We start from the raw sequence: 19,994 nt of genomic DNA, 5'->3' as shown, positions 1-19,994 counted from the left end.
CGTGTCATCCTGAGTAGGCCCGGGGCCCTTGCCAAGGTGGAACACTCGCCGTTCCACGCTGGCAAGGCCCGGGGCTGGGTCAGGACGACTTTTTTTCGCTTAACCTTCCGAATGGTCTCATTCCCCTCCGACAAAGAAGCCGCCGATGCCCTGGCCGCCTCCTACCAGAAGCTGCGCCAGGAAATTGGTAAAGTCATCGTGGGGCAGGACGATGTGGTGCGGCTGGTGCTTACCGCCGTGTTTTCGCAAGGGCACAGCCTGCTGGTGGGCGTGCCCGGCCTGGCCAAAACCCTGCTGATTCAAACCATTGCCGACTCGCTCGACCTGTCGTTCAACCGCATCCAGTTCACGCCCGATTTGATGCCCTCCGACATCGTGGGCTCGGAAACGATGAATCAGCAGCGCGATTTCCATTTCGTCAAAGGCCCCATTTTCGCCAACATCATCCTGGCCGACGAAATCAACCGCACACCGCCCAAAACGCAGGCGGCCCTGCTCGAGTCGATGCAGGAGTATGCCGTCACGGTGGCGGGCCAGCGCTACGCCCTGGCGCGTCCGTTCTTCGTGCTGGCCACCCAAAACCCCATCGAGCAGGAAGGCACTTACCCCCTGCCCGAAGCGCAGCTCGACCGGTTTATGTTCAACATCGAGCTGGGTTATCCCAGCTACGCCGAAGAGCTGAATATCGTCAAGAACACCACCTCCGACCGCAAGCAGCTGGTTAGTAAAGTGCTCCATGCGGCCGACATCCAGGCCTTCCAGGAGTTGGTCCGCCGCGTACCGGTGGCCGACAATGTGATAGAGTACGCCGTGAGCCTCGTGCACAAAACCCGCCCCAATACCGAGCGGGCCGCCCCGCGCACCAACCAGCTACTGGAATGGGGCGCCGGCCCCCGGGCCTCGCAGCACCTCGTCGTGGGCGCCAAGTGCAACGCCTTGCTCAACGGTAAGTACTCGCCCGACATCGAAGACGTCCGGGCCGTGGCCGTGCCCATCCTGCGTCACCGCCTCGTGCGCAACTTCAAAGCCGAAGCCGAAGGCGTAAGCGTAGAGCAAATCGTGAAAGAACTTTTATAGTTATTGGTGCCTGATGCTTAGTGCTTGGTGCATGGTTTTCTTTAATTCCAAGCACCAGGCATCAAGCACCAAGCACCACCAAGCACCAAAAAATGGAAGCACAAGCCTATTACCAGCAATTTGAGCGCAACGTGCGCATCATCCTTGATGCCTTGGCGGCGGGCCTCGACCTGCGTACTACGGCCCTCGAAACCAGCTTGCCCATTGAGGTGTACGTGCTGTGCGAGGTGCTCAACCAGGGCGCGGGCGAAGACTTCCGCCTCACGACTTCCGGCGTGGCCCGGCTGGCGGAGTTTCAGCAGCAGTTTATGCAGCACGAGGGCCCAACCCTGGCGGCCATGCGGCACATCCTAAACGACCGGCGGGCCACTATGCGCACGCCCGAGGGTCGCGTCCTAACCAAGGAAATGCTCATCCGCCGGTTAGAGTTTTTCAACGAGGCGGCCCGGCAGGTGAACATCATGCGCACCCAACAAGCTCTGGGCAGCCCCAGCCAATACGAGAGCATGAGCAAATAGCCCGATCTCCGGCTTATTCTGCTTGGTACCTCATCCGAGTGCCTGCTGCTCAGTTGGTGGCACTTGTTTTTATAAGTAGTCGGTCAACAGGAGACACAGCATCAGCAGAACTGTACGCTTGCTTCTGCTAGTAGCTGCGTAGCGGCGGGAGGTTGATAGTACTTAAAGAGGTCGGTCAGGTGTTTTAGAGCCGCGTAGCGGTGACACCTTCGGCTGCTAACCCTGCCACCGCGACGCAGCTCTCGTTTGACCTGGGGTACCATGCTCTACCAACCTCTCGCCGCCACGCGGCTACTCCGCAACTTGAGATAGCTACTTAAAGTAGAAGATCCTGCTCTGGCTGGCGTGGATGCCAGCTGAGCAGGACCTTCTTATTATACTTACTGATAGTTGACCTCTTACCGTTCGGCCCGCAGCCGGCTCAGGGTTTCGGGCGCCATGCCCAGGTACGAGGCAATCTGCACCAACGGCACGTGCTTAAACAACGTGGGCTGGGTCAGCAGTAGCTCGTCGTAGCGTTGGCGGGCCGACTTGAACTGAAAAGACAGGGCCCGTTTCGATAGCTCCAGCAGATACTGCTCGCCTACCAACCGCCCAAACCGTTCCCATGTGGGGCTGTATTCGTAAAGTTCGGTCAGGTGCTGGCGGCTTATCTGAAAGGCGTGCACGTCGGTGGCGGCAATCAGGCTACACACACTCGGGGTAGGAGCAAGCCCCAGGAAAGTAACGGGCTCAGTCATCACGTCGCCCGGCAACGAAAACCAGGTAGTGCCTTCGGTAGTGCCGTCGCGGTAAAAATGCCGGGCGATGCCGCGGGTAATAAAAAACACGTGCCGGCACAGCTCACCCGCCTCGAACATGTAGGTGCCGCGGCTGTAGTGTTGCTCTTGCACGCGCCCCAGCAGCAGGTCATAGTCGGCTGGGCTGGGCCGTACCAGTTGCTCCACGTAGTGCTTCAGCTGGGCCAGCCGGAGCGGATGCAAACGGCAACTGCGCGGGTCGGGAATGGCATCGAGAGTCGGGTCAGACATGTAGCAGGCAGGGGTGAAGAGGGAGCCGGACCAAAGGGCCAGGCAGCCTTACTGAACGATGATAGTTTTGGATTGGCCCTGGTAGCGGGAAGTGAGCGTACCGCCGGCACTCGTTCCTTGCTGTAAGGCGCCGTTGCGGGTGCGGCTGATAGCGACTCGGCCAGCGCCGTTGTCCACCCTGCCAATGCGGTCCGCATCCAGAGTCAGGCTGGTAGCCCCCGCTTGTAACTGCAGAAACGATTGAATGGGATCGGTCGGACCGGCTCCGTCGAGAGTTACGTCTACAAATTCGCCCGGGCGCACTACGGGCCCGTCCCAGCTCAGGGGATAGGCAGTACCTTTGGTGAGGGTAGTAAAGCTGGCCGGAAACTCTATGGGTTCCAGGGCGCTAATGCTGTTGGTGAAGGTTTTACCATTTATGTCTTTGAAAGTGAACGTGATTTGATTTTGCAAGCCGGGATATGACCTTTCATAGTAATTAACGCCCGGAACAAATGTGGGCGCATCCGACCCAAAGCGGACCTCCGAAGGCGCCTTCAATTCCAGTGCTGTACCCGTGACATTACCAAAGCGAAAGGCGGCCCGAGCGAAGGTTTTGTTTTCGCCCTTGTCGTACACGAGCGAATAGTCGGCGTAAATACGGTCTTGGTTTACGTTATCCGAGTCTTCCTTTTGGCAGCTGCTGAGCCCGAAAGCCAAGCTGGTCACGACCAACAGGGTATTAATGAGGCGGACGAATGAGAGTGATTTCATAGAAATTTGTTAAATGAGGTGATGGTTTCGCTTCCGTTGACAAGAAGCCTGCCCATTGCCCCTCCAGGAGCATGATAAAAGTCAAGAAAAATGCTTTTTGCTAATTGCGCGATTTCCCACGCGAAAGCCAGTGGCTGGTTACTAAGGTCCGGGCCTTTCCCGTATCATCGCCTTATGCTGCCTCGCGCCCCCCTGCTTACCACCCGCCTCTGTTTGCGGCCCTACGAGCTGACCGACGCTGAACCTTTCTTCGCCTTGCTCGACGCCGACCGGGCTCGGTTTCAACCCTCATTCCCCGACCGCCTTCAGTCCGTGCGCACCCTGGCCGATGCTACCAGGGCCCTGCAAGCTTTCGCGCAGGACTGGCAATCGGGCCGCTTCTACGTATTCGGCATCTGGCACCGTAGCACTAAGGCCTACCTCGGCGACATCTGCCTCATGCCCCAGGCCAAAGGCCAGGCCGAGATTGGTTATTACCTGGCCGCCCCCGCCGAAGGGCACGGCTACGCCCGTGAGGCCCTGGCCGCGGTGGCCGCGTTCGGGTTTGAGGCCGTGGGCCGGCAGCGCCTACTCATCCGCTGCTTTGCCGATAACGACCGGGGCCAGGCCGTGGCGCACGCCGTCGGCTTCCGCCCCGAGTCACCACCCCGGGCCCCATTCTGGCTCCGCAGCTCGGCTACGACGGGTAACATCCGCTACTTCTGGCTTGCGCGGGACGGGAAAGCGTCATAAGCATAAGCAGGAGGGCTTCCGGCTTCTTATGAGGCAGCCCACCAAACTCGCCGACCGGGCGGACAACTCACGCCTCACCCTTTACTGCCCGGCCCGCACCCGCTCGCCGATGTTGCCCAGCAGCCATTCCTGCCGAAAGTTCAGGTATATGCCAAACGAAAAGTCCAGCAGTTGGGCGTTGAAGTCATAAACTGGCTCCACGCGCACGGTGAGCGCAGCCGCGTCGGAAATATGGAAGTCGCGCAGCAGTCGGACCAGTAAAATGTGCCGGTTGCGGTCGATAAAATCCGGATTCGAGACCGTGCGCGACAGGCTCTGGTATAAGTCGCCCCCCAACGGCGCGATAAACCGTGAACCCTGCCAGTAGCTCAGCATCACGTTGGCGTAGCGGGTTTCGAGGGTAGTATTCAGGTACAGGGCCCGGCCGTATTTAAATGGGGTCTGGAAGGCGAAGGAATAATCCTGGAAGCCCAGCACGTAGCCATTGAACCGTATGCCTTGTATGTTCGAGCCGCTTAGCGAGTGGCGCAAACTCAGGCCAACAGCTTCGTTGAGGAGGGTTTGCAAGGGCTTATCCAGCGTATCAATCTGTCCACCTTTGTGCGTAGCCGTAAACTGGAAGGGGACCGACACTTGCCAGTCATTATCGTCGCCACTGAGGCGGTAGCTGCTGCTCAGGCCACCAGCTATTTCCTCCTGATAGGTACTGTAGCGGTACTGCTGCCGCTGCCAGTCTACCCACACATCCATCCACAGCCGGGGGCTGAGGTAGCGGTACTGCAATCCTTCTTCCAGCGGATTTAGCATGACCCGCTCGAAGTTGAAAAGGGGCTCGATGTAGCCGTGGTTGAGGTTGGGGCGAGTGTTGCCCAACACGAATTGGTGGCGGCCAGTCGTCCAGGTAGCGCGGTAGGTAGGCCGCGCCTGTTGCAGCACCGGGTTGCCAAAATCTTTCCAGAGAAAGACGCCGCCTTCTAAGCGCAGGTCTTTGGTAGGATAATAGACGAGCTGCGGGTTTAGCTGCCAGCCAAACAAGGTGTAGCCGTCCACTATCTGGTTGAAGTACTCGTTGTCTTTGAAGAAGCCGAAGGAATTGAGTGCCAGCCGCAAGTCGCCCTCCTTCTCAATAGCGCGTGGACCTTGGCTGCTCGCTCTGCTGGCAGCTAAGGAGTCAGCATTTTCGCGGGTTCTAACGAAGTCCGGCCCCGCAATGCCGAAGCGGACGTTGCCGGGCTCGGGGGAAGTAAACGCCCGATTGTCCAGCTGGGCGCGCGCCTCTCCCACTCTAATTAGCACAGCCCCAAGGCCAACTAAAATTTTTAGATAATTCCTCATATATTTCCCCTTCCTACGGCACGAAACTGCTGAACGGTATGTTAGAAAAAGCCGCTGTAAAAGGGTCTATGCTAAGTTTTACTTAGGAAATAGATTTATTTGATTGCAAAGGCGGCAAAACCCTTAACTTTACCAAACCTAATTCTTTTTCCCAACTCCCATGGCAGTAGCTACTGAAAAGGCCTCAAAAGCCGACAAGGCTGAGACCAACGTCGCAGCCGAAAAAATGAAAGCCCTCCAGCTCACGCTCGATAAGCTGGACAAAGCCTACGGCAAAGGCACCGTGATGAAGCTCAGTGACGACAAGGTTGGTGACATTCCGAGCATCAGTACTGGTTCGCTCAGCCTGGATATTGCCTTGGGCATTGGCGGCGTGCCCCGCGGTCGCGTGGTTGAAATCTATGGCCCGGAATCGTCGGGTAAGACGACCCTAACCATGCACATGATTGCCGAAGCGCAGAAGAAAGGCGGCATGGCTGCCTTCATCGATGCCGAGCATGCCTTCGACAAATCTTACGCCGAGAAACTCGGCATCGACACCACTAACCTGCTCATCGCCCAGCCCGACAACGGCGAGCAGGCCCTCGAAATCGCCGACCAGCTGATTTCGTCCGGGGCCATCGACATTATCATTATCGACTCCGTGGCCGCCCTCGTGCCTAAAGGTGAACTCGAAGGCGACATGGGCGACTCGAAAGTCGGCCTTCACGCCCGCCTCATGAGCCAGGCCCTGCGCAAGCTCACCGGCACCATCAATAAAACGGGCTGCTGCTGCGTGTTCATCAACCAGCTGCGCGAGAAAATCGGCGTTATGTTCGGCTCGCCCGAAACCACCACCGGCGGTAACGCCTTGAAGTTCTACGCGTCGGTTCGCCTCGACATCCGTCGCATCGGCCAAATCAAGGAAGACAAGGACAACGTAACCGGCAACCGCACCAAGGTGAAAGTGGTGAAGAACAAAGTTGCGCCCCCCTTCAAAGTGGTTGAGTTCGACATCATCTACGGTCAGGGCATTTCGAAAGTGGGCGAAATCGTTGACTTGGGTGTCGACATGGGCATCATCGGCAAGTCGGGCTCGTGGTTTAACTATGGCGATACTAAAATTGGCCAGGGCCGCGAAGCCGTGAAAACGCTGCTGCTCGACAACCCCGAGCTCGCCGCTGAAATCGAAGGTAAAATCCGCACCATGGCCAAGGGCGACGAAGACGTTATTCCCGTGGACATGAGTGGCCCCGAAGACGGCGACGATACGCTGTAAATAAAGCTCAACGGTAAAAGCTGTAGTCTTCTTCTCTCGGCTGCTAACCGCTTAAAAAGCCCGATGTAACACGCATCGGGCTTTTTTACGTCTGTATCTTTACGGTTGCGGAGGCTGGCACTGCGTTTGTCTACGCCCAACCCGTTCCTTTTCTCCTAATTGCTATGAACCGCTGCCGACTTTATTTGGCTCCCTTCATCCTGGTGTTATTAGCTGCCGCGCAGCCTGGGCTAGGCCCCGGCGACGCCGTGCGCAACATACCCCAGTCGAGTTTTGGCCGAGGTGAGGTTATTAAGTATACCGTGCACTACGGCCTGATCAACGGCGGCGAGGCCACCGTGGAAACGGGCGGCAGCTTGGAGCGCGTGAACGACCGCCCCTGCTACAAAGCCACTGTGAGTGGCCGTACCACGGGGTCGTTCGATTTTTTTCTGCGCATCCGCGACCAATGGCGCGCCTATATCGATACCACTAGCATCCTGCCGATCCGCGCCCAGCGCGACATTGCCGAGAAGAACTACCGCAAAAAGGAAACCGTCGACTTCGACCACCTGCACGACATCGCGGAAGTACAGGATCACGATAAGGAGAACCCCAAACGCACTACCGTGAAGATAGCCAACAACACCCTGGAACTGGTGAGCGGCTTCTATTACCTCCGTACCCTTAACTTCGACCGCATGAAGGTGGGGGAAGTTATTAAAATGCCCGGCTACTTCGACGGCGACAACTTTATGCTGGAAGTGACTTACAAAGGCCGCGAGATTGTGGAAACCAAAGCTGGCGACATCCGCACCTTCAAGCTAGTGCCTAAAATGCCGAGCAACAAGCTGTTTCGCGGCGAAAATGCCATCTCGGTGTACCTCTCCGACGACCGCAACAAGATTCCGGTATTGTTCAAGGCCGAGATGTTTGTGGGCAGTGTGAAGGTAGATATGGTGCGTTACCAGGGACTGAAAGCTCCGCTGAATAAAGTGAATTAAGCAACCTCCACAAAACGTAATTACTGGCCTCCAACCTCACCGGGCTTTTGCTTCTTTCCAGACCTGTATTCTTCGCCCTTTTTGGCCTACTCTGGCTGAATGAAGGTGCCTGGGCGCAAACCTCGGCCGCGGCCGGAACGCCCTGGGGCAATTGGTTTGTCGGCACGGTGGTGCTACCCGGTGGCACCCGAAAGTGGGGTGGCTTTGTCGAAGTGCAGGCCCGTACCAACAGCTTATTCCAAGAATATTTTTACAACGAGCTGAAGGGCGGCGTCAGCTACGATTTGGACCCCAATTTTACGGTCCTGGTCGGGGGTGGACGCTACGCTACCTACCAGCCGTCGGCGCTGGGCGATGGCCCCCTGAGCATAGAGAAACGCCTGTGGGAACAACTCGTCCTCAGCCAGTTCCTGACCCGGCTCAAGCTAGAGCACCGCTATCGCGTCGAGCAGCGGTGGTTCAGCCAACGCGACGGGGCCGACGTTTTTCGCCAGCGGATTCGCTACCGGCTGAATGCCTTCGTGCCGCTCAATCAAAAAAGCATTGCCGCTCACACCGTTTTCTTATCGGTTTACGACGAGATCTTTCTGAACCCAGTAGGTCCTACGTTCGAGCGCAACCGGATTTACGCGGGGGTTGGCTATCAGCTCAACGCGCACTGGATTGGGCAAGCCGGCTGGGTCAAGCAAGCCAACTTCAGCACGGCCGCTTTCCAGCAGGGCATATTCACGCCGCCGGCTACCTCCGCGAAAAACAGCCTGGTGCTTGCGCTAACCTATCGATTATCGCCGCGCCGGCCCAAAACCGACCCCCAGAGCCTGCCTTCCCAGCAGGACTAAGCGCTACCCTGCGCATCACACAATCGTAACATCGGCCGCAACGTAGTTGGCGGTACTTTTGTGGGAGCAACACTCTGCTTCACTTAAGCCCTAACGACGTGACTGCTTCTAAATCGCCCGTGTACAAGATTCTTGTGGTTGACGACGACCCGGACATCGTTGAGCTGCTCGAATTTAATTTGCGGAAAGAAGGCTACCAGACTGCCTCCGCCAGCGACGGCCGCAAAGCGCTGGACCTCGCCGCCGAGTTCAGCCCCGACATCATCCTGCTCGATGTGATGATGCCCAACCTCGATGGTATCGCTACCTGCCGCCTCCTGCGCGAGCAGGCCAAGTTCAAAGACACCTACATTCTGTTTCTGACGGCTCGCGCCGAGGAGTTCTCCGAAGTGGCCGCCTTTGAGGCCGGCGCCGACGACTTCATTGCCAAGCCCATTAAGCCCCGCGCCCTGCTCGGCCGCTTAGCGGCCGTGAAACGCCGCGACCAAGACCCCCACGGCACCATCGACGCCATCGACATCAACGGCCTGCGCATCGACCGCACGGGCTTTGCCGTGTACCAGGAGGGCCGCAAAATCACCCTGCCCAAGAAGGAGTTTGAGCTGCTGGCCTTCCTCGCCGCCTCCCCCCACAAGGTATTCAACCGCGAAGAGCTACTCCAGAATATCTGGGGCAACGACGTATTCGTGCTGGCCCGCACCGTCGACGTACACGTGCGCAAGGTGCGCGAAAAAGTTGGCGACCACCACATCCAGACTATCAAGGGTGTGGGCTACAAGTTCAACGCCGATTAAGTAACTGAGCTTATAAAAAGGGCTGACCTGCGAGGTGCAGGTCAGCCCTTTTTATAGGCTCAGCTATCTACGCTTAGAAGGCAACACCTAGATTCAGGCCCGGCAGTATGCCAAAGCCATTAAACACACCCAAGCTGAAGTTATCGTCCCCGGATTTTACCTTCAGTGAGCCCGAGCTATAGCCTGTGCGCAGGAAAGGCTCCAACACGACGCGCTGCTTGAATACCCACTGGTAACCCAGGTTAATACCCCCGCCAAAGGTAGATAGCGTAGCTTCATTTTTTTGAGTGCTGCCAGCGAAAGACTCTTCGCTCGACAAAGTGTAGTTCTGGTAACGGGCATATGGCCCAATGTAGAAACCCTTCATTGCCTCGCCAGTTAAGAAGAAGTGGTATTCAGGCGTAATGCTAAAGCCTGAAAATTTGGTATCGCTCACAGAGAAACCGGTGTAGGCAAAGCCCAACTGCACCGAGCTCTGTTCACCCACCGCGTGCTCAAAGAACACCGACGCGGTTTTAACGGGTAAGCTAAACAGGTTTAATTTTAACGCATTGCTTTGCGCATTAGCCATCAAGGTACCGCTGCTGATGATGCCTAAAGTGAGGAGTAGTCTTTTCATCAAAGCATTATATTAAATCCGGAAATAGTTTTCCTGCACAAAGTTAGACAACTTTATGTAATAGCACGACTTTAACGGACTTTTTTTATTTGATAATGAAATCTATAGGGCTGAGCTCTCGGATGCGCTCTTTTCTTTATTACATTTTCGATTACGACGGTTCATGAATCTCTCCTCTCGCACCATTGCCATCCTCATTTCGCTGCTGGTAGCGGGCGTGCTCACGACTTACGCCCATTTCGGGCCCACGCTGCCGTTTCGGGAGGCCTTTTTGGCCGCTGGCGTTACCGTGGCCGCGTGCTTTTTGTTGGTTTATCTGTCCTTTGAAGCGCTGATTTTTCGCGAGATCAACGGCATCTACGCGGGCTTGGAACACATCAAGCGCAAGGAATTCAAGCGGCTGAGCAACAAGTTCCTGTTTCGGCCCGAGCCAGTGAAGCGCGTACGCGACGAAATCCTGCTTATGGCCGAGCGCCGCCAGCAAGAGTTGGATGAACTCGTGCGTTTGCAGGCTCTGCGCCGGGAGTTCCTGGCCGATGTGTCGCACGAGTTGAAAACCCCGCTCTTCGCCGCTCAAGGCTTCGTACACACCATCCTCGATGATGAAGAAGACGAAATCGACCTAGCTACCCGCCGCAAATTTTTAAGCAAAGCCGCCACCAGCCTAGACACGCTAAACGCGCTGGTGCAAGACCTGGTTACCATTGCTCAGCTCGAAAAGGGCGTGGTGCGCATGCGGCGCCAGCGCTTCGACTTAATAACGCTGGTCCGCGAAATCTTTGAGCTGCTGGAGCAGCAGGCGGCACGGCGCGGCACCAGCCTCGAACTGTTTCCGCCCTCGCTGCCCGCCACCGGCATCGCCGTGGTAGCCGACCGCAACCGCATCCGCCAGGTATTGGTTAACCTGATCGACAACGCCATCAAGTACGGCCGCGACCAGGGCCGGGTGCTGGTATCACTGGTCGAAACGGGCCGCTCCGTGCGGGTTGCCGTGCGCGACGACGGCACCGGCATTGCCCCCGAGCACCAAGGCCGCATCTTCGAGCGGTTCTACCGAATTGACAAGAGCCGCTCCCGCGAATCGGGGGGTTCGGGCCTGGGCCTGGCCATCAGCAAGCACATCGTCGAAGCCCATAAATCCACTATCCGGGTTAAAAGCACCATCGGCGAAGGCACGACGCTGGAATTCAAACTAAGCAAACCCAAAAACGGAGGAACCGAAGAAAGAAAGTAGTCGAACCGAGCCCTCGTTTCGGCTTCGGCTCCGCCGGGTGTTAGCCGTACCTTTGCGGCTGCGTATGAAGCTTCCTACTTTTTCTGACCTCGTTATTTTTGAAAACGACGACTACCTCGTTGTGAATAAGCCCCCGTTTCTGGCTACGCTCGACGAGCGGGTAGGTGGTGCGCCCAATATGCTGCGCCTCGCCCGCCAGCACTACGACGATATTCAGGCCGCCCACCGCCTCGACCGGGAAACCAGCGGCGCGCTGGCCTTCGCCAAAAACCCGGCCGCCTACCGCCACCTCGCCATGCAGTTTGAGAACCGCGAGGTAAAGAAGCAGTACCACGCCGCGGTGTGGGGCACGCCCCACTTCGACCACCAGTTGGTCGAGCGCAATATCGAAACCACTACCCGCGGCCGGGCACGCCTCGCTTACAAAGGCAAGCCCGCCGAAACCTATTTTACCACGCTCGAAAACTTCGCCCGGCACTCTCTGGTCCTGTGTGAGCCCATCACCGGCCGCATGCACCAGATCCGGCTGCACCTCATGTACTTGCAAGCACCCATTATTGGCGACAAGGACTATGGCGGGGAGGATTTCTACCTTTCTACCCTTAAAAAGAAATTTAACCTGAAGGAGGGTGAAGAAGAGCAGCCGTTCATCAAGCGGTTTGCCCTGCACGCCGTACAGCTGCGGTTTTCGGGGCTGAACGATGAGGAAATAGCTGTCGAAGCGCCCTATCCGAAGGATTTCCGGGTACTGGTGGACACGCTGCGGCAAAATCAGTAAAGCGGATTATTGTACGCGCTCAAACACGATTACGCGAGTGGTATCACGTTCCGGATGCCGACGGTTGCGCGGTTTCGCGTCCTGGTATAGCTCGCGGAAACGCGCATCCGAACGCAGCTTGGACAATTGCACATGGCCTTCGGTAGGGGCGAACCAGTCGTCCCACACCAGCAGCGTACCCACTGGCAGCGACTCCACCCGGCCGTCCTGGCTCACCGCAATGGGCGGGTGCTCGGTTGGATCGAAAAAATTGTTTTTCGTAGCTATTGCTATATAAACAGCCTCATACGCCAAAGGCCGCGTACCTTGCCCGTACGTCTTACGAATCCAGGCGGCAGCATTTTCCAGCACTTCCTGGTCGGCCGGGCGAGTGAAGTCGCGTTCCCAGCGAAAGCCCTGCCGCGTTCCGAGAAACAAGAAGGCTACTACCGCTACTACCGCCGCAATCCGAATGCGCCGTTGGGCTTCCGGCGTCCGGCCCAGTTGCGCCAGCCAGGTCAGGCCTCTGAGCGCTACTATGGCAAACAATGGTGCCGTCACCGTGAGCACTCTGGTCATGCCAAACGAATTGAACAAGCCCAATGCCCAAAAGATGGTATGCGCCGCAATAAAAACGCAAATGCTGCCATAAATCAGTAGCAGCTCCGCGCTGAATAGGGGCCGCTGGCGATGCTCCGGGTGCAGCAGGTCGAGTACCATTCGCCCACCCCCAACTACCGCCAGTAGTAGCAGCACCCACCCCAACAACCCGGGCAGGTTGAACACGAAATGGCCCCATGCACCGTGCCCGTATACCGATATCGTAGCGTACGGATTATGGCCAAAAACCCAGCCGGGCTCATGCATTACAATGGCTCCCACGGCGCTGAATACCACGTAGCCCACCACCAGCAGTGGCAGATAGCGCCACTGCCGGCGCCAGGCGAAGTACACCACCCATAGCCCAAGCAGAATAAACCCTTCGGACCGCACAAAGGGCAGCCAGGAAATGAGCGCCGCCGACCACCCCGGGCGGTTAGTGACTGCCAGCATGACGGCGCTCACCAGCACCAACCCGAACAGCGGCTCCGTAAGGCCCGAAAACTGGATGATGAAATAGTCCGGCGTCGCGTAGGCAAACAGAATAGCCAGCTCCGGCACCGGCAGCCGCAGGCTGCGAGCCACCACGTAGGCGCACCAGGCTGACACGGCCACTACCCCACACTGAAAAAGCTTCATGCCCATAAACCCCGCCTGCGCCGGCACCGAGGCCACGAGGGTGAACAACGGCTTAGCCCACGAATCCAGGTAATTCATGGGGTACTGGAATGCGTACCGCGCAAACAGGTAGTGCTTGATGCTATCGCCCGAATCGTAAGTATTAGTCGTGATGAACGCTACCACAACTGATAGCAACAGTAGGATGGCTAATAACAGAAGGGCCCGACGAGTGGAAGCAGCCGAGTATGGAAGGGCAACTGATGAATTCATAGCGAACAATATGCCTCAAAAGTACGCTTGTGCTCACCTTACGCACCTGGTTGGGCTTGGATAAGTGCCGCAACTCCGGTTATCAGTGGAAAAACTACCTACTCACGTTTGGCATTCTCTCGGATTATCAGTACCTTTGTGTCCGTTTTTTCCGAACCTTAACCAGCTCGGGCTTCTTATTCAATAGTTTAGCATACCTTTTTTTCGACTCATGGACCACCTGAGCTTCAAGACGACCCACGTCAATAAGGCCAACGCCCAGAAGAGCTGGGTTATCGTAGACGCCAGCGTAGCCCCGCTGGGCCGCGTTTGCTCGCAGATTGCCAACATTCTGCGGGGCAAGCACAAGCCTTCGTTCACCCCTAACTCGGACTGCGGCGACAACGTCATCGTTATCAACGCTGACAAGCTGCGCGTAACGGGCAAGAAGATGACCGAAAAGGTTTACATCACCCACTCGGGCTACCCCGGTGGCCAGAAGCGTCGCACGGTGCGCGAGCAAATGAACCGTGACTCGCGTCGGGTAATCGAGCACGCGGTGAAAGGCATGCTGCAAGACAACAAGCTGGGTTCGGCTCAGTACCGCAACCTGTACGTGTACCCGGGCACTGAGCACCCCCACGAGGCCCAGCAGCCCGTGGCTATCGAACTCAAAAACCTTTAATAGGTGGGTAAATGTGGAGATGTGAAAATGTGGAGATTAACCACTGTTCTCATTTTTCACATTTTTCACATCCAGCACATTTTCACAATTTTTTAACCTAAATGGCAATTACCAACACTTCTGGTAGAAGAAAAACCTCGGTGGCCCGCATTTACATGCAGGCCGGGCAAGGGAATATCACTATCAATGACCGGGACATGAAGTCGTATTTCAGCAACGAGTTGCTGGAAAACGTCGTGAACCAACCCCTGGCAATCCTCGAGCAAGTCGGCCAGTACGACATTAAGGTGAACGTGCGCGGCGGCGGCATTTCGGCCCAGGCCGAGGCCATCCGGCTGGCCATCACCAAGGCGCTCGTGAGCGACAACGAGGAAAGTCGCCCTGCTTTGAAGAAGGAAGGCTTCCTGACCCGCGACCCGCGCATGGTGGAACGCAAGAAATTTGGCAAGCGCAAGGCTCGCCGCTCGTTCCAGTTCTCGAAACGCTAAACCAGGAAGAAACCTATCATGGCTCAGACTACTTATAAGGACCTGCTCGACGCAGGTGCCCATTTTGGCCACCTCACGCGCAAGTGGGACCCCAAAATGGCGCCGTACATCTTCATGGAGAAGAACGGCATCCACATCATCGACCTCAACAAAACCCTGGTTTCGCTCGACTACGCCGCCCAGGCTATTCGCAACATCGCGAAGAGCGGCCGCAAGGTGATGTTCGTCGCCACGAAAAAGCAGGCTCAGGAAATTGTAACCACCGAAGCTGAGCGCCTGAAGATGCCCTACGTCACCGACCGGTGGCTGGGAGGTATGCTCACCAACTTCGCCACGGTGCGCAAGTCGCTGAAGAAAATGGCCACCATCGACAAAATGGTGAAAGAGAACACGGCCTACGCCGCACTCGCCAAGCGCGAAAAGCTGATGATGTCGCGGGAGCGGGCCAAGCTGGACCGCGTGCTGGGGGGTATTGCCGACCTCGGCCGCCTGCCCGCCGCCCTCTTCGTGGTGGACGTGAAGCGCGAGCACATTGCCGTAAAGGAAGCGCATAAGCTGGGCATCCCGGTGTTTGCCATCTGCGACACGAACTCCAACCCCGAGTTGGTACAGTTCCCGATTCCGGCCAACGACGACGCCTCGAAGTCGATTCAGCTCATCGTGGGCGTGATTGGCAAGGCCATCGAAGACGGTCTGTCGGAGCGCAAAGTCGACAAAGAAGACGCTGAGCGCAAGGAAGCCGATGAGGCAGCCATCGCTGAGAAAACCGCTGCTGACGAAGAATAAGCGCTTTTTTCGCTCTTTGAAAGAAGGGAACCTTCGAGTAGCTAGGCTCCGGAGGTTCCCTTTTTCTGTAACGCGAACCTGGGGTTCGCGACTATTTTAACCCTACACCTCCACTTAATTCGCGGGCTTAAAGTCCGCGCTACTTCAAATGGCCGCTATTACCGCCGCAGACGTAAACAAGCTCCGCACCATGACTGGTGCGGGCATGATGGATTGCAAAAAAGCCCTGACCGAAGCCGATGGTGACTTCGAAGCTGCCCGCGACATTTTGCGCAAGGCCGGTCAGAAAATCGCCGACAAGCGGGCCGAGAACGAAACATCGGAAGGCTTTGTAGCCGTTAGCGTAAGCGAAGACGGCACCAGCGGCAAGCTGGTCGCCCTGGCCTGCGAAACCGAATCGGTAGCCAAAGTGGCTAGCTTCCGCGAGCTGGTGCAACGCACCCTGGATGCCGCCGTGCGTACCAACGCCGCGACCAAGGAAGACTTGCTGGCCGTGAAGGAAGACGATGGCCTGACCATTCAGGAGCACATCACTGACCTGATGGGCAAAATCGGCGAGAAGCTGGACCTGACCTACGCCACGCTGACCGCGGAGAAGGTAGCTTCCTATATTCACTCCGATAGCAAGAAGGGCGTACTCGTGGGCCTGAAGAATGTAGGCTCGGCCGACGCTGCTGCCGTGGGCCGCGACGTGGCCATGCAAATCGTGGCCATGAAGCCCGTAGCCGTTGACAAAGACGGAGTAGACTCGGCCACGGTGGAACGCGAAATCGAAATCGGCAAAGAGCAAGCACGCGCCGAAGGCAAGCCGGAAGCGATGTTGGAGAAAATTGCGCAAGGCAAGCTCAACAAGTTCTACAAAGAGAACACGCTGCTGAACCAGGAGTTTGTGAAAGACAACTCCCTGACCATTGCCGCCCTGCTCGACAGCAAGTCGAAAGGCATGACGGTTTCGGACTTCAAGCGGGTCGCTATCGGCGCTTAATTGCCCCTTTTAGCTAAATTGTAAGCCCGTCGGCATTGTGCCGACGGGCTTTTTTTTATCTTGATTCTGCGGAATGGATGACTTACGAAAAGCGGCCTACCGTGGCATTATCTATCAATTTCTATTAGATATCAGAACCAGTCCGGTGCCTTTAACTACACATGATGATACCCGAGCCATCAGTATTGGCCGGTATGCGGGGCCAGTGGCTTATCAATTACACAACTTGGCGCTGGCCTCAGTAAACGACTTTGCTGATTTTGACGAAGCCCAATTTTGGAATTCAATCGAATCATTTAACAGTAGAAACCCCGATACTCCCCTCACTCATTTTCGCGTCCGATTTGAGTATGACCTATCACCCCGCTGAAAAGTATCTCGTTGCCAACAGCAGCCTGCTTTCATTTATTATTTAGCTGCCAGGCCCGTACCCGGGCCTTGGCATTCTCGCGAATGTTCAGGTAGAACAGACCGTAGTCGGCGATGTGAAAGGAGTGGCGCAGCTCGAGGCGGCCGGGCAGCAGGAAGCGCGGGTAGCGGCCGGGCTTGGGCGGGGTCACCCACAGCAGCCCCCGATGGATTTTGGCGTCGGTGACGTGCGGGTCGATGCGCTTGAACGCTTGGCTGACGCCACCCCGGTTGAGGCTGGCGGACGCCAGCAGCGTATCCATCGTCCAGGTGAGGGGGTTGGTTACGGCCAAGCCACGAAAGGGCGGGTATTCGTTGCCTTTGGCAACCGCGTTATACGTCACGAAGCAGCCGGTAGCCAACGAATCGGCGCAGGGCCGAATGGACAGGTATTCATCGGGCTTCACTTTATAGCCGATGAGGTAGGCGGCCACGAGCTGACGGCGGAGCCCGGGGTCGTTGTCGAAGAAGTCGTGAACCAGGCGCGTGGCGTGGGCAGTGCCCTGGCTGTGGCCCGCGATGATAATGGGGCGCCCTTGATTGTAGTGCGCCAGATAGTAGCGGAAAGCGGCTTTAACGTCGGAGTAAGCGAGGTCGAGGGCCGCCTGCCCGTTAGGTGTTTGCTCGTCGAAAAACGAATACAGGGTAGCCTGCCGGTAGCGCGGGGCGTAAATGCGACCCGCGGCATTGAAAGCACTGGCTTGGTGCCGGATGGTGCTGCGGTCGGTGAAGCGGTTCAGCCGGGGTTTGGCTAAATCCGCATTCCAAGCCTGCGAACGATAGAACGTGGTAGGATGCACAAAGAAAACGTCGGCCACGGCGGAAGCTTGCTCGTCGCGCAGGTGGGTGTTGCGGGGCACGGCATCGGCGGAGTCCCGGCGCGTGGGCAGGGCCGCCCAGTAGCTGTCCTGAGCGTAGTCGGGACCGGCAGCAGGGGTGTAGGTGGCGAAATCGCGGCGCGGCTCGATTAGCTTAAGGCAGGATGTGAGCGGCAAAGCCATTAGCAGAGCGCAGCTGGCCAGCCTTGCCACCCGGCCCCACGGCTGCTTTAGGCACGACCTGCGCTCTCGCTGGCAAGAATAATAATCCATGAAAAATGACGGTCTGCTCATTCTGCCGGGGGCGTTAACGGCCAATGCTTGATTTGCCGGGGCTGGCTGGCTTCGTCGTACAACAAACTCAGGGGCTCGGCGGGGTTGCGGACTACGTCGGCGAGGGTGATGTTCCAGCGCTGCCACATCTCAGCCAAGGTTTGGGCGTAAGCCCCGTTTTCCCAGGGGTTGAAGATGGAGGCGGTCACGTCATCAATCAAGGCATCGAACACCAGCTTGGTGTCGCCGGCCCGGGGAGCCCGCGGGTAGAGGTCGGGCACGACGTGCAGCAGGTGAGCCGCGTAGTACACGCGAGCCTTAAACTCGGCAATTTGCACGGGGTGAAGCGGGCGCTGGGCGTCCTGGTAAACCCGTCCCATGGCCTGGCCAATCAGGCCGATGTCGACCAGGCAGGCCACCAGCACGGCGCTATCAAGCTTGATACTGAAGACGAGCGTATTTAAGTCGTCGTCGTATTCAAATGGCTGGGCATCTTCGGTGGGGTCGGCTTCCAGCACGAAAACGGAGCCCGGCACAAAGTCGGCGTATTCGGTGGGCACGCGCAGGCCCTGCAACAACTGAAAAAATGCCTGAAACCGGCGAACCAAGGCGGCATTTTCGGCTAGGGGGTACTTGGGCTTTATCAGTGGCTCGAGCTCGTTTAGCAGCTCCGTGATAAAAACGCCGTAGAACATCTTGCCCAGCCACAGAAACAAGGTGTCGTCGCCAAGCGCCCGGAGGGCGGCGGGCCCCTGCGCCGCCGCCGCTTCGACCCAGCTTTCGAGCTCCTCGATGCGCTGGCGCACGGCCGGGCTGGCGGGCAGGCGCAGCTCGCGGATGAGCACAGTGCGCTGGTCCAGTAGCTGGATGGGCCGGTCGGCCAGACTGTAGCGGGCTTGCAGCCAGTCGGCGAAGACGGGGATGGTATCGTCAGAGCCGACGGGCTGACCGCTGAGAAAGCAGGTATCGGGGCCAAATCGCATGCCTTGGAAGGGGTCGTAGGGCAGCAGGTCGGCGGGAGTGTAGGGAGCCATGAAACAATAGCGCGAACAGTGGTATTCGCATCAGCACAAACCACCGGAACAATTTCCAGGTGGGGTGAGGATGTGAACCGCAAAGTTCGCGCTACGCTGGTTACGGAGTGCCGCACTACCGCGACAAGGTGTTGCCGGCCCGGATGAGTAGCTTGCTCAGGTTGCTGAGGGGGTCGCTGTAGGCCCCGGCATCGTCGGCGACTTTAGCGGTTTCGGCGCCGAGGCTGGCCAACACCTCGGCCACGTCGTGGGCCGGCGTTTTGGGGTCGGCCAGGAAAATCCCGAGCTGGTTGAGCTCCTGCTTGATTTTAGCCAGGCCGGGCCGGTCGGAAGCCGACAGCACGGCGGTCCACCGCTCAACTTCGGCAAGGCCCTGGGGGCCGGAGTTGGTGGGCGTACTCGCCGTGAGAAAGGTTATTGTATCGTCGAGAAGGGCGGTATTTTGCTGATCGGTCACGGCCATCGGGACTTCGGGCATGACGGGCGTTTGCGGAGTGGTGGCGGTGGAGTCCATGGGGAAGTGAGGTAAGGAGTTCGGTAAGGGCTATACTAGCGCGGAGGCTAAAAAGTTAGCCGGGGGTGGGCCGCTACTCAAGAACGGCCGGGTGGGATGGGTTACCTTTTGGGTTGACCTTGATTAAACAGCATTCCATTCACCACACTCACTTTTCCCATGAAAATGTCGCTTAAAACCTTGTTTGTTGCTGCTGCCGTGGCCCTGAGTACTACTGCCTGCACCGAAACCGAGCAGAAGAACGCCGAAGCCAAGACCGATGCGACCATCGACCAGGCCGATGCCGCCCTCGACCAGGCTGGTGAAAAAGTAGAGTCGGCGGCCGACAAAGCCAGCAACAAGCTGGACACCGCCGCCGATAAGCTCGACGCTAAACTCGACGCGGCCGGCAAGAAAATGGACGCCAAAGTAGCCGAAGCAGATGCCAAGCTTGATGCCGCCGGGGCCAAGGTCGACGCCAAGCTGGAACGACTCGGCAACGCGGTTGAGCGTTCCGCGAAGCAAACCAAAGAGAACCTGAAAGAAGCCAACCGCTAGTAAGCTCGCTTCTGCTTCAAACCAGATCAACTTATTCTAAAAAGCCCGTGCGTACGATGCACGGGC

General features: G+C 57.5%; 22 protein-coding genes. 14 read left to right on the top strand and 8 right to left on the bottom strand.

All coding sequences use genetic code 11. The features are described 5' to 3' along the window. The first annotated feature begins 111 nt into the window (after nt 1-111). A complete protein-coding gene (locus IC235_RS04055) occupies nt 112-1,077 on the top strand; it encodes an AAA family ATPase (protein WP_191003893.1) in 966 nt (321 codons plus the stop codon). A gap of 92 nt (nt 1,078-1,169) precedes the next feature. Then, nucleotides 1,170-1,595, top strand: coding sequence for a hypothetical protein (locus IC235_RS04050; protein WP_191003892.1), 426 nt, complete (start codon nt 1,170-1,172; stop codon nt 1,593-1,595). A gap of 398 nt (nt 1,596-1,993) precedes the next feature. On the opposite strand, the gene IC235_RS04045 is transcribed toward IC235_RS04050, so the two are convergent. Both IC235_RS04045 and IC235_RS04040 read right to left on the bottom strand, forming a co-directional pair. After that, on the bottom strand, nt 1,994-2,626 hold the full coding sequence (locus tag IC235_RS04045) for a Crp/Fnr family transcriptional regulator (RefSeq protein ID WP_191003891.1): 633 nt from the start codon (nt 2,624-2,626) through the stop codon (nt 1,994-1,996). Nucleotides 2,627-2,674: 48 nt separating this feature from the next. Continuing rightward, nucleotides 2,675-3,379 (bottom strand): hypothetical protein, encoded by a 705-nt coding sequence (locus tag IC235_RS04040; protein ID WP_191003890.1) that lies wholly within the window; start codon nt 3,377-3,379, stop codon nt 2,675-2,677. A 174-nt stretch (nt 3,380-3,553) separates the two neighbouring features. On the opposite strand from IC235_RS04040, the gene IC235_RS04035 reads away from it, so the two are divergent. After that, nucleotides 3,554-4,111: a GNAT family N-acetyltransferase gene (locus IC235_RS04035; protein WP_191003889.1), complete on the top strand. Its 558-nt coding sequence runs from the start codon at nt 3,554-3,556 to the stop codon at nt 4,109-4,111. Nucleotides 4,112-4,192: 81 nt separating this feature from the next. On the opposite strand, the gene IC235_RS04030 is transcribed toward IC235_RS04035, so the two are convergent. Next, nucleotides 4,193-5,407: a hypothetical protein gene (locus tag IC235_RS04030; protein WP_191003888.1), complete on the bottom strand. Its 1,215-nt coding sequence runs from the start codon at nt 5,405-5,407 to the stop codon at nt 4,193-4,195. Nucleotides 5,408-5,606: 199 nt separating this feature from the next. Between IC235_RS04030 and recA the strand changes: the two genes are divergently transcribed. The 4 genes from recA to IC235_RS04010 all read left to right on the top strand — a co-directional run bounded on the left by recA (nt 5,607) and on the right by IC235_RS04010 (nt 9,320). Then, entirely contained in the window at nt 5,607-6,704 is a 1,098-nt protein-coding gene (gene recA / locus IC235_RS04025) for a recombinase RecA (protein ID WP_191003887.1), read from the top strand. A 164-nt stretch (nt 6,705-6,868) separates the two neighbouring features. Beyond that, a complete protein-coding gene (locus IC235_RS04020) occupies nt 6,869-7,687 on the top strand; it encodes a DUF3108 domain-containing protein (RefSeq protein WP_191003886.1) in 819 nt (272 codons plus the stop codon). 47 nt (nt 7,688-7,734) lie between these two features. Then, complete coding sequence (locus tag IC235_RS04015; RefSeq protein WP_191003885.1) at nt 7,735-8,526, top strand: DUF2490 domain-containing protein; 792 nt, start codon at nt 7,735-7,737, stop codon at nt 8,524-8,526. A 98-nt stretch (nt 8,527-8,624) separates the two neighbouring features. Continuing rightward, entirely contained in the window at nt 8,625-9,320 is a 696-nt protein-coding gene (locus IC235_RS04010; protein WP_191003884.1) for a response regulator transcription factor, read from the top strand. Nucleotides 9,321-9,393: 73 nt separating this feature from the next. Here the strand turns inward: IC235_RS04010 and IC235_RS04005 are convergent, their stop codons facing one another. Further along, entirely contained in the window at nt 9,394-9,939 is a 546-nt protein-coding gene (locus tag IC235_RS04005) for a DUF3575 domain-containing protein (protein WP_191003883.1), read from the bottom strand. A 163-nt stretch (nt 9,940-10,102) separates the two neighbouring features. Between IC235_RS04005 and IC235_RS04000 the strand changes: the two genes are divergently transcribed. Continuing rightward, on the top strand, nt 10,103-11,173 hold the full coding sequence (locus tag IC235_RS04000; RefSeq protein ID WP_191003882.1) for a sensor histidine kinase: 1,071 nt from the start codon (nt 10,103-10,105) through the stop codon (nt 11,171-11,173). A 64-nt stretch (nt 11,174-11,237) separates the two neighbouring features. Then, on the top strand, nt 11,238-11,951 hold the full coding sequence (locus IC235_RS03995; protein ID WP_191003881.1) for an RluA family pseudouridine synthase: 714 nt from the start codon (nt 11,238-11,240) through the stop codon (nt 11,949-11,951). Nucleotides 11,952-11,957: 6 nt separating this feature from the next. Here the strand turns inward: IC235_RS03995 and IC235_RS03990 are convergent, their stop codons facing one another. After that, nucleotides 11,958-13,421: a DUF2029 domain-containing protein gene (locus IC235_RS03990; RefSeq protein ID WP_191003880.1), complete on the bottom strand. Its 1,464-nt coding sequence runs from the start codon at nt 13,419-13,421 to the stop codon at nt 11,958-11,960. Nucleotides 13,422-13,632: 211 nt separating this feature from the next. On the opposite strand from IC235_RS03990, the gene rplM reads away from it, so the two are divergent. The 4 genes from rplM to tsf all read left to right on the top strand — a co-directional run bounded on the left by rplM (nt 13,633) and on the right by tsf (nt 16,344). Further along, a complete protein-coding gene (rplM, locus tag IC235_RS03985) occupies nt 13,633-14,085 on the top strand; it encodes a 50S ribosomal protein L13 (RefSeq protein WP_191003879.1) in 453 nt (150 codons plus the stop codon). 101 nt (nt 14,086-14,186) lie between these two features. Beyond that, nucleotides 14,187-14,573: a 30S ribosomal protein S9 gene (gene rpsI, locus IC235_RS03980; RefSeq protein WP_191003878.1), complete on the top strand. Its 387-nt coding sequence runs from the start codon at nt 14,187-14,189 to the stop codon at nt 14,571-14,573. A gap of 18 nt (nt 14,574-14,591) precedes the next feature. Then, on the top strand, nt 14,592-15,359 hold the full coding sequence (rpsB, locus tag IC235_RS03975; protein ID WP_191003877.1) for a 30S ribosomal protein S2: 768 nt from the start codon (nt 14,592-14,594) through the stop codon (nt 15,357-15,359). Nucleotides 15,360-15,507: 148 nt separating this feature from the next. After that, a complete protein-coding gene (gene tsf / locus IC235_RS03970; protein WP_191003876.1) occupies nt 15,508-16,344 on the top strand; it encodes a translation elongation factor Ts in 837 nt (278 codons plus the stop codon). A gap of 401 nt (nt 16,345-16,745) precedes the next feature. Here the strand turns inward: tsf and IC235_RS03965 are convergent, their stop codons facing one another. The 3 genes from IC235_RS03965 to IC235_RS03955 form a co-directional block, all read right to left on the bottom strand. Continuing rightward, nucleotides 16,746-17,753: a DUF3089 domain-containing protein gene (locus IC235_RS03965; RefSeq protein WP_191003875.1), complete on the bottom strand. Its 1,008-nt coding sequence runs from the start codon at nt 17,751-17,753 to the stop codon at nt 16,746-16,748. A 107-nt stretch (nt 17,754-17,860) separates the two neighbouring features. After that, nucleotides 17,861-18,877, bottom strand: a complete 1,017-nt coding sequence (locus IC235_RS03960; protein WP_191003874.1) for a hypothetical protein — start codon at nt 18,875-18,877, stop codon at nt 17,861-17,863. A gap of 115 nt (nt 18,878-18,992) precedes the next feature. Next, complete coding sequence (locus IC235_RS03955; RefSeq protein ID WP_191003873.1) at nt 18,993-19,391, bottom strand: hypothetical protein; 399 nt, start codon at nt 19,389-19,391, stop codon at nt 18,993-18,995. Nucleotides 19,392-19,550: 159 nt separating this feature from the next. On the opposite strand from IC235_RS03955, the gene IC235_RS03950 reads away from it, so the two are divergent. Beyond that, nucleotides 19,551-19,928 carry a hypothetical protein gene (locus tag IC235_RS03950; protein ID WP_191003872.1) on the top strand — a complete coding sequence of 126 codons (378 nt, stop codon included), beginning with the start codon at nt 19,551-19,553 and terminating at the stop codon, nt 19,926-19,928. The last annotated feature ends 66 nt before the right edge of the window (nt 19,929-19,994 follow it).

It is taken from the genome of Hymenobacter montanus (assembly GCF_014699115.1).
Classification (GTDB): domain Bacteria; phylum Bacteroidota; class Bacteroidia; order Cytophagales; family Hymenobacteraceae; genus Hymenobacter; species Hymenobacter montanus.
Note: the sequence above shows the minus strand (reverse complement) of the source record. Positions and strands in the feature narration are given on the sequence as shown.